The 12,971-nt window shown below is 68.6% G+C and carries 8 protein-coding genes and 1 pseudogene; 3 read left to right on the top strand and 6 right to left on the bottom strand.

Annotated features, from left to right (window positions below):
* Both argJ and AC30N0_RS19160 read left to right on the top strand, forming a co-directional pair.
* On the top strand, positions 1-1,179 hold a 1,179-nt coding region (argJ, locus tag AC30N0_RS19165; protein WP_489519482.1), incomplete at its 5' end, for a bifunctional glutamate N-acetyltransferase/amino-acid acetyltransferase ArgJ.
* Between the two features lie 363 nt (positions 1,180-1,542).
* A complete protein-coding gene (locus tag AC30N0_RS19160; protein ID WP_489519481.1) occupies positions 1,543-2,871 on the top strand; it encodes an MFS transporter in 1,329 nt (442 codons plus the stop codon).
* 34 nt (positions 2,872-2,905) lie between these two features.
* On the opposite strand, the gene ugpQ is transcribed toward AC30N0_RS19160, so the two are convergent.
* Genes ugpQ through ugpB form a run of 6 tightly spaced genes read right to left on the bottom strand, consistent with a single transcriptional unit; the run spans position 2,906 to position 9,333 of the window.
* Positions 2,906-3,664 carry a glycerophosphodiester phosphodiesterase gene (gene ugpQ / locus AC30N0_RS19155; RefSeq protein WP_489519480.1) on the bottom strand — a complete coding sequence of 253 codons (759 nt, stop codon included), beginning with the start codon at positions 3,662-3,664 and terminating at the stop codon, positions 2,906-2,908.
* Positions 3,661-5,103 (bottom strand): D-arabinitol 4-dehydrogenase, encoded by a 1,443-nt coding sequence (dalD, locus tag AC30N0_RS19150; RefSeq protein ID WP_489519479.1) that lies wholly within the window; start codon positions 5,101-5,103, stop codon positions 3,661-3,663. The genes ugpQ and dalD overlap by 4 nt, the downstream gene beginning before the upstream one ends.
* 33 nt (positions 5,104-5,136) lie before the next feature.
* On the bottom strand, positions 5,137-6,213 hold the full coding sequence (locus AC30N0_RS19145) for a sn-glycerol-3-phosphate import ATP-binding protein UgpC (protein WP_489519478.1): 1,077 nt from the start codon (positions 6,211-6,213) through the stop codon (positions 5,137-5,139).
* A 28-nt stretch (positions 6,214-6,241) separates the two neighbouring features.
* Entirely contained in the window at positions 6,242-7,096 is an 855-nt protein-coding gene (gene ugpE, locus AC30N0_RS19140; RefSeq protein WP_489519477.1) for a sn-glycerol-3-phosphate ABC transporter permease UgpE, read from the bottom strand.
* A gap of 19 nt (positions 7,097-7,115) precedes the next feature.
* Positions 7,116-7,997 (bottom strand): sn-glycerol-3-phosphate ABC transporter permease UgpA, encoded by an 882-nt coding sequence (ugpA, locus tag AC30N0_RS19135; RefSeq protein WP_489519483.1) that lies wholly within the window; start codon positions 7,995-7,997, stop codon positions 7,116-7,118.
* Positions 7,998-8,013: 16 nt separating this feature from the next.
* Positions 8,014-9,333 carry a sn-glycerol-3-phosphate ABC transporter substrate-binding protein UgpB gene (ugpB, locus tag AC30N0_RS19130; protein WP_489519476.1) on the bottom strand — a complete coding sequence of 440 codons (1,320 nt, stop codon included), beginning with the start codon at positions 9,331-9,333 and terminating at the stop codon, positions 8,014-8,016.
* Between the two features lie 201 nt (positions 9,334-9,534).
* On the opposite strand from ugpB, the pseudogene AC30N0_RS19125 reads away from it, so the two are divergent.
* A pseudogene (locus AC30N0_RS19125) lies at positions 9,535-12,971 on the top strand (DUF3683 domain-containing protein); the annotation flags it as partial.

The raw sequence follows: 12,971 nt of genomic DNA, 5'->3' as shown, positions 1-12,971 counted from the left end.
GGCCTAACCCTCGGCGTCACCATGGCCGGGATTCGCAAGGCGAACCGACGTGATCTCACGGTTGTGCGGCTCGAGCCCGGCGCATCGGTGGCGGGCGTGTTCACCACCAATCGCTTCTCGGCGGCGCCGGTGCAGGTCTGCCGCGAGCATCTGCGCCGTGGCGTGGAGGTCCGGGCTATTGTCATCAACACGGGCAACGCCAACGCGGGTACCGGCGAGGAAGGGCTCGCCAGAGCTCGGTCGACGTGCGCGGCATTGGCCCGGCTCGTGGGCTGCGATCCAGAGCAGGTCCTGCCGTTTTCCACCGGCGTGATCATGGAGCCGCTGCCGAGCGATCGCATCGAGGCAGGCTTGCCCGCGGCGCTGGCCGACTGCCGCGCCGACGGCTGGAGTGCCGCGGCCGAGGCGATCATGACCACCGATACCGTGCCGAAGGCGGCATCGCTCGCCCTGCAGATCGGGGGCCGCGCGGTCACGGTGACCGGCATCAGCAAGGGCGCCGGGATGATCCGCCCCAACATGGCGACCATGCTCGGCTTCGTGGCGACCGACGCCGCGGTCGCGCCGGCGCTGTTGCAGCAGCTGGTGCGCGAGGCGGCCGACGAGTCCTTCAACCGCATCACGATCGACGGCGACACCTCAACCAACGATTCGTTCCTGCTCATCGCCACGCATCGGGCGGGCAATGCGCAGGTCACGAATCTGGAGAGCGCCGATGGCCGGGCGTTGCAGGAGGCCATTTCCGAGGTCTCGCGGCGGCTGGCACAAGCCATCGTCCGGGACGGCGAAGGGGCGACCAAGTTCATCACGGTGCTCGTTCAGGGAGGCGCGAGCGTCGAGGAGTGCCGCAAGGTCGCCTACGCGATCAGCCACTCGCCCCTGGTCAAGACGGCGTTCTTCGCGAGCGACCCGAACCTGGGGCGCATCCTGGCTGCCGTCGGCTACGCCGGCATCGATGATCTTGACCAGACCCGGATCGACCTCCACCTCGACGACGTGCACGTCGCCCAGGGCGGCGGGCGCCACCCGGCCTACCGCGAGGAGGACGGCCAGCGCGTCATGAAGCAGGGCGAGATCACGGTGCGCGTCGACCTCCATCGCGGCCCCCACGAAGCCAGCGTGTGGACGTGCGACCTGAGCCTCGACTACGTTCGCATCAACGCCGACTACCGCTCGTGACGCGTGGGCGCTGCGCAACGGCGGCATGCGCGCGGGTTGCCTGATGCGGGGCGCCGCTGCTACGATTCCGGCTGCCCCCGCGCTCCTCATCCACCCATGAACTGCCACCCACTCGCCCTTGCCCTCGACGCCGCCGGCGTCGCCCGGCCGCGGCCGCGTGGCGTCCTCGGCAGCATGGGCAAGCGCTCGGCCGGCAGCGCTCCGGCGCCCATCTAGTCCTCTCAGCTCCCTTCGATCCGAAGTTCTGCTGAGAGATCAGCGGAAGATTCAGTCGATCGATCGTCCCTTTCGCTGCACCGGGCTACGGCCCGCCAGACAGCTCTCACGAAGAGCGTCGCGAAGGAAGGAAGAAGGTGAGCAACCATGAAGACGTGGCTGCCGAAGTTGCCTCCGGGTGACCTGTTGCGCGATGTCGCCTACCGGCGACTGTGGACCTCGATCGTCATCAGTTCGTTCGGTGGCCAGGTCACGATGCTGGCACTGCCGCTGACGGCGGCGGTGCTGCTGCACGCGAGCCCCACCCAGATGGGCCTGCTGACGGCGATGGAGATCGCCCCGTTCGTGCTGTTCTCGCTGCCCTCCGGCGTCTGGCTCGATCGCGTCAGGAAGCTCCCGGTCTACGTGACCGGCGAGCTGACGATCGCCCTCGTCGTGGCCAGCGTGCCGCTCGCGTGGTGGGCAGGATGGCTGTCGATCACCTGGCTCTACGTGACGGGCTTCGTCCTGGGTGCGGTGTACACGGTGGCCGGCAGCGCCGCGCAGATCGTCCTGACGCAGGTGGTGGCGCGCGACCGGCTGGTCGAAGCGCATGCCAAGAACGCCTTGGCGACCTCCGGCGCCGAGGTGGCCGGGCCCGGGGTGGCCGGCCTCCTGATCAAGCTCGTCGGTGCGCCGGTGGCTCTCCTCGTCGACGCCGTGATGGTCACCCTCTCGGCGGCAATCCTGCGCGGCATCCACATCCACGAGATGCCGTACAGACCGCGCGCGGAAGGCACGCCGGCGCAGCAGTTCTGGGCCGACCTGAAGGCCGGTGTGCGCTTCGTCGCGCGCCAGCGCCTGCTGGTGGCGCTCGCGCTCGCGGTCGGCACCTGGCAGGCCTGCCATCACGCCGCGCTCGTCGTGCAGATCCTGTTCGCCACCCGCACGCTCGGCCTGTCCGAGCAGGCCATCGGCCTCAGCTACACCGGCATGGGCCTCGGCACGGTCATCGCCAGCGTCTACGGCAACCGGATCAGCCGCCGCTTCGGGCCCGGGCCGAGCCTGATCCTCGGCTTCGCCGTCTGCGGCGCGGGCTGGCTGCTTCTGTCGGTCGCACCAGCCAACGCCTGGGGCGTGGCCGCGTTCGCGCTGATGCTGATGATGTTCTCGACCGGCGCCGTGCTCATCTTCATCAATTTCCTGGCCTTGCGCCAGGCGGTGACGCCGGCGCCCCTGCTCGGCCGGATGACGAGCACCATGCGCTGGCTGATCCTGATCCCTGCCGGGCCGGGGGCCCTGCTCGGTGGCTGGCTCGGCGAGCAGTCGGGCTTGCGCGCCTCGCTCGCGGTCGCCGGTTGCGGTGCCCTGCTGCTGGCCCTGGCGGCCTGGCGGCTCGAGGTGATCCGCAACGTCCGCGAGCTGCCGACAGCCGAGAGCGCCGACGAGTGGCTGGGCGTCGAGGCCGACGTGCAGGGTCGCGTCGGCGCCACCTGATGAAGGCCGCGCGGAATCCGCCTGCCTGACAGGCTCAGTCGACCACGCCGTCGGCGGGCGAGAAGCGATCGACGGCGTCGGTGACGATGCCGTCGATGCCCAGCGCGTGCAGGCGGTGTGCCGCGGCCGGGTCGTTGACGGTGTAGACGAGGGCGCGCAAGCCGGCGCCATGGGCGAGGGCGAGAACGCCCGAGTCGATGACCGAGTAGTTGGTGACGACGGCGACGCAGCCGAGCGCGCGCGCCTCGTCGAGCCAGCCGCTGCGCAGGGTGTCGAGCAGCAGGGCGCGCGGCAGGCGCGGTGCTGCCGCGCGCGCGCCTTCGAGCGACGCCGGCTGGAAGGAGGTGAGCAGCGGCAGCGGCGTGGCGGCGGCCCACAGCGCGTCGGCGGCGCGCGCGACCACCTCGCCGGTGATGCGCTCGCTGCCCGGCGACGGCTTGATCTCGATGTCGAGCGCGAAGGCGTTGCGCAGGCAGTACCTGGCGATCGCCTCGAACGAGGGCGGTGGCTCGCCCGCATACGTGCGGCCGTGCCAGCCGCCGGCGTCGAGCCGGGCCAGCTCGCGCCAGTCGACGGCGGCGGCCGGGCCGTGGCCGGAGGTGGTGCGCTGCAGGGTCGCGTCGTGCAGCAGGAACGGGACGCCGTCGCGCGACAGCTTGACGTCGCACTCGAAGGCCCGGTAGCCATGGGCCGCGCCGAGGCGGAACGCCGCGAGGGTGTTCTCGGGCGCCAGCCTGCCGGCCCCGCGGTGCGCAATCCAGAGCGGGTAGGGCCAGGGCGCTGCGAAGTTCATGGGCGAGTGCTCGTGGCGGGTCTGACCGAAGTATCGGGCGTGGCCGCGGCGATGAACGAGCCAACCCGCTCGCTGGCCCGGCGCAGGGCCGCGACAAGCCGCCTGTCGCCGGCGAGGGCGCCCCACAGCCTCGTCTGGCCGGCCAGCGCCGCGATCGGATCCTCGGCGCAACAAATCGCCCGTGCGAGAACCAGGTCGGCCGCCTGCTCCTGGTAGGCGTAGGGCAGCTTGCCGGCATGCCAGCGCTGCAGGAAGGCGAGGAAGAGCGCAGGCAGCAGGGCCACCGAGTCGATGCTTCCGTTCCCGTCCAGGCGGTCGCGGAGGGTGGGCGACACGAAGCCGAACAGCTTGCTGAAGCTGTCCGAGGTGACGCGCTGGTTCGTGTCTTCGATGGCCGGGTTGCCAAATCGCTGAAGCACCACGTCGCGGTAGGCAGCCAGGTCGACCGGGCTGGGACTGAGCACGGGGATGGCATCGTCGGTCGCATAGTCGTGCGCGAAGCGCTGGATCCGCGCGTCGGCAGCGTCTTCATGGATGAATCGGTACCCTGCCAGCGTTCCGGCCCAGGCCATGCAGCAGTGCGTCGCGTTCAGGAGCCGGATCTTCGCTTCCTCGTGCGGGGTGACCGATGCCACCATCTCCACGCCGACGCTCTCCCACGCCGGCCGGCCGTTGATGAATTCGTCCTCGAGCACCCACTGGCTGAAGCTTTCGGCCATCACGGCAGCGGCATCGTCCTCGCCCGTGGCTGCCTTGACCCGCGCCACCACCGGGGTCGAGGGCCGCGGCGTGATCCGGTCGACCATCGCGTTCGGATGCGACGTGTTCTTCTTCACCCAGTCCAGGAGCGCCAGGTCGCCGATGGCCTCCAGGAACTGCAGAAGCCCGGCGCGGGAACGGTCGCCGTTGTGGCGCAGGTTGTCGCAGCTGAGCAGGGTCACGGCCCCGGCCCCGGAGCGCATGCGGTCGCGCAGGATCGCGACGAGGGCGCCGTAGAGAGTGGTGCCCGGCGCACCCGCGCGTGCGCGGGCGAGGTCGGCCACCACGTCGGGGGCGGCGAGGTCGAGTCGGCCCTGGTCGTCCAGGTGGTACCCCGCCTCGGTGACGGTGAAGGAGACGATGCGCGTAAACGGGTCGGCGCCGGCGGCGCGCAGCGCGGCGAGCTCGCGCTCCCACGGCAAGACCTCGGCGATGGCACGGATGCGCTCGTAGCGCCGCTCGCCCGTAGGCGTCACCGTCTCCAGGGTGTAGCTTCCCCGCTGCCTCGCCAGCGCCAGGACCATGTCGTCGCTGCCCGGGCGGATGTTGCCGGCCTTGATGATCCAGCGCGTGTCGCCGCGATCGATGAGGCGCTGCAGGTAGGCAGCCTGGTGCGAGCGGTGGAAGGCGCCGAGCCCGAGATGAAGCATCACCAGCGGGGCCGGGGCGCTGGCAGACATCGACTGCCGCCTCGAGGTGGGCCTACGCCGCCGTCATGCGCCGACGCGGGCCGTCGTGGCCGCATCGAACCAGTGCAGGTGACCGGCTGCGGCCCGGATGTTGACGACCTGGTCGACGCCGGGCACCGGCATGGTCGCGTCGATGCGTGCGGTGAACAGCGAATCGCCGAGGGTGCCGTAGACCAGCCGCTCCGCCCCCAGCATCTCGAGTGCCTGCACGCGCAAGGGCCAGCTCGTGTCGCCGCCTTCGCCGCCGAGCTCCATGTGTTCCGGCCGCAAGCCGAGGATGAGCTCGCCGTCGCGAGGCGCAGGCGAGCGCAGCGGCAGCTTCTGGCCGCCGGCCGTGAAGGTGGAACCGGAGGCATGGCCGCGCACGAGGTTCATCGGCGGCGATCCGATGAACCCGGCGACGAAGGTGGTGGCGGGCCGGTGATAGACCTCGTCCGGCGTGCCGATCTGCTCCATCCGGCCCGCGTTCATGACGATCATGCGCTCGGCCAGCGTCATCGCCTCGACCTGGTCGTGGGTGACGAAGAGCGAGGTCGTGCGCAGCTCACGGTGCAGCTTCTGGATCTCGAGGCGGGTCTGCGCGCGCAGCTTGGCGTCGAGGTTGGAGAGCGGCTCGTCGAAGAGGTACACGGCCGGCTGGCGCACGATCGCCCGCCCCATGGCGACGCGCTGGCGCTGGCCTCCCGAGAGCTCGCGCGGCTTGCGCTTGAGGAACGGGCCGATCTCGAGGATCTTCGCGGCCTTGTCGACCCGCGCCGTGATCTCGGCCATGGGCACCTTGGCGATCTTCAGCCCGTAGGCCATGTTCTCGAAGACCGTCATGTGCGGGTACAGGGCGTAGTTCTGAAACACCATGGCGATGTTGCGTTCGGCCGGCTCGAGCTGGTTGACGACCCGGCCGGCGATCGAGATCTCGCCGCCGGTAATCTCCTCGAGCCCGGCGACCATGCGCAGCAGGGTCGACTTGCCACAGCCGGAAGGGCCCACGATGACGACGAATTCGCCGTCCGAGACCTCGGCGTCGACACCGTGGATCACCTGGTTGGCCGTGGCACCCGTGCCGTAGCTCTTGACCACCTTGCGAAGCGATATGGCGCCCACGGTCAGTTCTCGGGTCGGTTAGAAGGTTTCATTTCTCGGCGTCGACCAGGCCCTTGACGAACCAGCGCTGCATGAGCAGCACGACGAGCGCCGGCGGCACCATTGCCAGGATGGCGGTCGCCATGATCACGTTCCACTCGTTGGCGGCGTCGCCGCCGCCGAACATCCGCTTGATGCCCATCACGATCGGATACATGCTGTCGTCCGTGGTCATCAGCAGCGGCCATAGGTACTGGTTCCAGCCGTAGATGAACTGGATGACGAACAGGGCCGCGATCGAGGTGGCCGAGAGCGGCAGAAGGACGTCCTTGAAGAAGCGCATCGGGCCGGCGCCGTCGATGCGCGCCGCCTCGACGAGTTCGTCGGGCACGGTGAGGAAGAACTGGCGGAAGAGGAAGGTCGCGGTGGCCGAAGCGATCAGCGGGATGGTCAGGCCGGCGTAGGTGTTGAGCATGCCCAGGTCGGCGACGACCTGGTACGTGGGCAGAATGCGCACCTCGACCGGAAGCATCAGGGTCACGAAGATCATCCAGAAGACGAGCGAGCGGAACGGGAAGCGGAAGTAGACGATGGCGAACGCGGAGAGCAGCGAGATGGCGATCTTGCCGATGGCGATGATCAGCGCCGTGACGAGGCTCACCCACATCATGTGGCCGACCGGCGAGATGCGTGCGCCGAAGCTCGTCTCGCCGCCGAACAACGCCAGCCGGTACGTCTCCACCATGTGCGTGCCGGGCAGCAGGGACATGGGGCGCTGCGAGATCTCCTGCGCGGTCTGGGTCGACGCCACCAGCGTCAGGTAGACCGGAAAGGCGATCACCACCACCCCGATCGCGAGCACGAGGTGGGAGACGAAATCGAAGACGGGGCTGCGCTCTATCATGGCTGGGGCGGGGGCTTCATCAGTACTGAACCTTCTTCTCGACGTAGCGGAACTGGATGACCGTCAGGGTGATGACGATCACCATCAGCACGACCGACTGCGCTGCCGAGCCACCCAGGTCGAGCGCCTTGAAGCCGTCGTAGTAGAGCCGGTAAACGAGGATCGACGTCGACTTGCCTGGCCCGCCCTGGGTCGCCATGTCGACGATGCCGAAGGTGCTGAAGAAGGCATAGACGATGTTGATGACGAGCAGGAAGAACGTCACCGGCGACAGCAGGGGGAAGACGATGGTCCAGAAGCGCCGCCAGGGGCGGGCGCCGTCGATCGCCGCGGCCTCGATCAGGCTCTTCGGGATCGACTGCAGGCCGGCGAGGAAGAACAGGAAGTTGTAGGAGATCTGGTTCCAGACCGCCGTCAGCACGATCAGGGCCATCGCGTGGTCCTCGTCGAGCAGGTGGTTCCAGTCGATGCCGAACAGGACGAGCGCGTAGCTGACGACGCCGACCGACGGCGCGAACATGAAGAGGAATACCACGCCGGCGACGGCGGGTGCGACGGCGTAAGGCCAGATCAGGAGCGTCTTGTAGAACGCGGCGCCCTTGATCACGCGGTCGGCCATGACCGCGAGCAGCAGGGCCGCCGCCAGGCCGATGCCCGCCACGAGCACAGAGAACACGGCGGTCGTCCAGAACGACGCCAAATAGGTTTCGTCGTTCCAGAGACGCTCGAAGTTCAGAAGGCCGACGAACTCGGTCGAGGTTCCGAAGGCGTCCTCGGTGAGGACGCTCTGGTAGATCGCCTGGAACGCCGGCCAGAAGAAGAACACCAGGACGATGGCCATCTGGGGCGCGATGAGCACCCAGGGCAGCCACCAGCTCCTGAAGCGGACGCGCTTCTCGATGGCCAAGGTCAGGTCTTCAGGCCGCGGCCTTGTTCGCCTTCTCGAACCGCTCGAGCTGCTCGTTGCCGCGCTTGACGGCGCTGTCGATCCCTTCCTTGGCGGTCTTCTTGCCGTTCCAGATCTGCTCCATCTCCTCGTCGATGATGGTCCGGATCTGCACGAAGTTGCCGAGGCGGATGCCGCGCGACTTGTCGGTGGTCTTGCGGATCATCTGCGTGACGGAGACATCGGTGCCGGGGTTCTCCTTGTAGAAGCCGCTCTTGTCGGTCAGCTCGAACGAAGGGATGCTGACCGGCAGGTAGCCCGTCCGCTTGTGGCTGGCCGCGGCGACGTCGGGCTGAGAGAGGTAGTCGAAGAATGCGGCGACGCCCTTGTACTCCTCGGGCTTCTTGCCGGACATCACCCAGAGGCTGGCACCGCCGATGACGGTGTTCTGCGGCGCGCCCTGCACGTCGGGGTAGTAGGGCAGCGTGGAGATCGCGCCGGCGAACTTGGCATTGCGCTTGACGTTGCCGTAGAGCGCCGACGACGCCGTGACCATCGCGCACTCGCCGGACACGAAAGTCGCGTCAGCGGCGTTGCCCCGGCCCTTGTAGACGAACAGGCCCTGCTTGGCCATGTTGGCCAGGTTCTCGATGTGGCGCACGTGCAGCGGCGTGTTGAAGGTGAGCCGTGCGTCCATCCCGCGCATGCCGTTGCCTTTGCTGGCGAACTCGACGTTGTGCCAAGCCGAGAAGCTCTCCAGCTGGGTCCAGCTGATCCAGCTGGTGGTGAAGGGGCACTTGTGCCCGCTCGCCTTCAGCTTGGCGGCGGCCAGGGTCACTTCCGGCCAGGTGGTCGGCGGCTTCTCGGGGTCCAGTCCGGCCGCCTTGAACGCGTCCTTGTTGTAGTGGAAGACCGGCGTGGAGCTGTTGAAGGGGAAGCTCAGCATCTGCCCGTTCGGCGCCGTGTAGTAGCCGGCGACGGCAGGGACGTAGATCTTCGGGTCGAACTTCATGCCGGCGTCCTGCATCACCTTGCCGACGGGCACGATCGCGTTCTTGCTGGCCATCATGGTCGCCGTGCCGACCTCGAAGACCTGCAGGATGTGCGGCGCGTTGCCGGCCCGAAAGGCAGCGATGGCGGCGGTCATGGACTCGTCGTAGCCGCCCTTGAAGACGGGCACGACCTTGTAGTCCTTCTGCTTCGAATTGAAGTCCTTGGCGAGGTCGTTGACCCATTCCCCGAGGGCGGTGCCCATCGAATGCCACCACTGGATTTCGACTTGCGCCTGCGCCGGCCCCGCGAAGCCGAGCGCGAGGGCGAGGGAGCAGAGGGCAAGGGCTTTGTTTCTCATGAGGACTCCGTGAAGTGGGAAGCGCGTCGGGGCGCGAGGCGCCAGTGTGCACGCCGAAAATGACAGGCCTGTTTATCGTTGGATGGGGGGTTGGCGGCAACGGGGATTACCCCTCCGGAGCCCCGCAGCGGCCTCGAATGCTGCACTGCGGTACGATGCTGCGCCCCTGCCTTGGACGGGTGCCGTGAGCGCCTCGAGCCCATGAACGCCCCGTTGCCGCTGACCCAGTTCGTTGCTGCCGCTGAGGCAGCCGCCACAGCGCCCCGGCTGCGCGAGATCCCGTACAACTACACGTCGTTTTCCGACCGCGAGATCGTCATCCGCCTGCTCGGCGCGCGCGCCTGGGAGGTCCTCGGCCTGCTCCGGGACGAGCGTCGCACGGGGCGTTCGGCGCGCATGCTGTACGAGGTGCTCGGCGACATCTGGGTCGTCCAGCGCAACCCCTACCTGCAGGACGACCTGCTCGACAGCCCGCGCCGGCGCAAGCTCCTGATCGAGGCGCTGCAGCACCGGCTCGGCGAGGTCGGCAAGCGCCGGACGCCGGACTTCGACCCGGGCCGCGACGCTGTCGTCGGCGAGTTGCTGCAGGCCTCGACGAAGGCCGTCGAGGCCTTCGCGGCACAGTTCAAGACTGTGGCCGACCTGCGCCGGCGGACGCTGCGCCGGCTGGCCAGGGTCACGGCGGCGCACAACATCCGCTTCGACGGGCTGTCGCGGGTGTCGCACGTCACCGACGCGACCGACTGGCGCGTCGAGTACCCGTTCGTGGTGCTCATGCCCGACACCGAAGCCGAGATGGCCGGGCTCGTCGCCGGCTGCATCGAGCTCGGCCTGACCATCATCCCGCGCGGCGGCGGCACCGGCTACACCGGCGGCGCGTTGCCGCTCACCTGGTCGAGCGCGGTCATCAACACCGAAAAGCTCGAGGCCATGACAGAGGTCGAGTTCGTCGACCTCCCGGGCGTGGAAGGGAAGGTGGCGACGGTGTGGAGCGAGGCCGGCGTCGTCACGCAGCGCGTCGCCGACGCCGCCGAGCGAGCCGGCTACGTGTTCGCGGTCGATCCGACCTCGGCCGAGGCCTCCTGCGTCGGCGGCAACATCGCCATGAACGCCGGCGGCAAGAAGGCCGTGCTCTGGGGCACGGCGCTCGACAACCTGGCCTCGTGGCGGATGGTGACGCCGGAGGCGAAGTGGCTCGAGGTGATCCGCCTCGATCACAACCTCGGCAAGATCCACGACGCGCCGATGGCGAGCTTCGAGCTGCGCTGGCTCGACGCCAGCGGCAGGAAGCTCGAGCGCACGGAGCGGCTCGACATCCCCGGCGCCGGCTTCCGCAAGGAAGGCCTCGGCAAGGACGTCACCGACAAGTTCCTGGCCGGCGTCCCCGGCATCCAGAAGGAGGGCTGCGACGGCCTCATCACCTCGGCGCGCTGGATCGTGCACCGGATGCCGAAGCACGTGCGCACGGTCTGCCTCGAGTTCTTCGGCAATGCCAAGGACGCGGTGCCGTCGATCGTCGAGATCCGCGACTACCTGTTCGGCCTGGCGGCGAGCGCGCCAGGTGGCTCGCGGGTGCTCCTTGCCGGCCTCGAGCACCTCGACGACCGCTACCTCAAGGCGGTGGGCTACGCGACCAAGAGCAAGCGCGGCGGGGACGGCCGAAGCGGATCGACCGTCCTGCCGAAGATGGTGCTGTTCGGCGACATCGTCGGCGACGACGCCGATGCCGTGGCCCGGGCGACGAGCGAAGTCGTGCGCCTGGCCAACGCGCGCGGCGGCGAGGGCTTCGTCGCCGTCAGCGCCGAGGCGCGCAAGAAGTTCTGGCTCGACCGCAAGCGCACCGCGGCGATCAGCAAGCACACCAATGCCTTCAAGATCAACGAGGACGTCGTCATCCCGCTGCCGCGGATGGGCGAGTACACCGAGGGCATCGAGCGCATCAACATCGAGCTGAGCCTGGCGAACAAGCTGGCCCTGGTCGAGCGCCTGGAAGCCTTCTTCGGGACCGGGCAGCTGCCGCTCGGCAAGAGCGACGACGCCGGCGACATCGCGTCCGCCGAGCTGCTCGAGGACCGCGTGCAGCAGGCCATGAACCTGCTGCGCGAGGTCGGGGCGCAGTGGCGGCGCTGGCTCGCCGGGCTCGACCGGCCTTCCGTGGAAGACCCGTCGCGCACGAACTTCCAGCTCTTGCAGGACCACACCCTGCGAGCGTCGTGGAAGACGCAGATCCGGGCGCCGCTGCAGACGCTGTTCGCCGGCGCCGCCTTCAAGCCCATCCTCGACGAGTGCCAGAAGATCCACGGCGAGGTGCTGCGCGGCCGGGTCTGGGTCGCCCTGCACATGCACGCCGGCGACGGCAACGTGCACACCAACATCCCGGTCAACAGCGACAACTACGAGATGCTGCAGACCGCGCACACGGCGGTGGCGCGGATCATGAAGCTGGCACGCGACCTCGACGGAGTCATCTCCGGCGAGCACGGCATCGGCATCACCAAGCTCGAGTTCCTGACCGACGCCGAGATCGCCGGCTTCGCCGACTACAAGCGCAGGGTCGACCCGGAAGGGCGGTTCAACCAGGGCAAGCTGCTGCGCGGCGCGACCTTCGCCGGCGCCCGCCTCGACGCCGACCTGACCAACGCCTACACGCCGAGCTTCGGCCTCATGGGGCACGAGTCGCTGATCATGAGCCAGAGCGACATCGGCGAGATCGCGACCTCGATCAAGGACTGCCTGCGCTGCGGCAAGTGCAAGCCGCCTTGCGCGACGCACGTGCCGCGCGCCAACCTGCTGTACAGCCCGCGCAACAAGATCCTCGCCACCTCGCTCCTCGTCGAGGCGTTTCTCTACGAAGAGCAGACGAGGCGCGGCGTGTCGATCCGCCACTGGGAGGAGTTCGAGGACGTCGCCGACCACTGCACCGTCTGCCACAAGTGCGAGCCGGCGTGCCCGGTCGACATCGACTTCGGCAACGTCTCGATGAACATGAGGAACCTGCTGCGCCGGATGGGCAAGCGCCGGTTCCGGCCGGCCAGCAAGGCGGCCATGTCTTCCTGAACGCCACCAGTCCGGAGGCGATCAAGGTGATGCGCACGGCGATGGTCGACGTCGGCTTTAAGGCCCAGCGCGCCGCCAACGACATGCTGCGCGGCCTCGCCAACCTGCAGACGGCGGCGCCGAAGCCGACGCACGGCACGCCGGTGCTGAAGGAGCAGGTGATCCACTTCATCAACAAGAAGATGCCGGGCAACCTGCCGAAGCGGACGGCGCGCGCCCTGCTCGACATCGAGGACAAGGACTACGTCCCGATCATCCGCAACCCGAAGACGACCAACGCCGACAGCGAGGCGGTCTTCTACTTCCCCGGCTGCGGCTCGGAGCGCCTCTTCTCGCAGGTGGGCCTGGCGACGCAGGCCATGCTCTGGCATGCCGGCGTGCAGACCGTGCTGCCGCCGGGCTACCTGTGCTGCGGCTATCCGCAGCGCGGCTCGGGCGACTTCGACAAGGCCGAAAAGATGATCACCGACAACCGGGTCCTCTTCCACCGCGTCGCCAACACCCTCAACTACCTCGACATCAAGACCGTGGTCGTGAGCTGCGGCACCTGCTACGACCAGCTGCAGGGCTACGAGTTCGAC

The organism is Rhizobacter sp. (assembly GCF_031412495.1).
Taxonomy (GTDB): Bacteria; Pseudomonadota; Gammaproteobacteria; order Burkholderiales; family Burkholderiaceae_C; genus Schlegelella_A.
The sequence above is the reverse complement of the archived record's forward strand: the minus strand, read 5'-3'. Positions and strand labels throughout refer to the sequence as shown.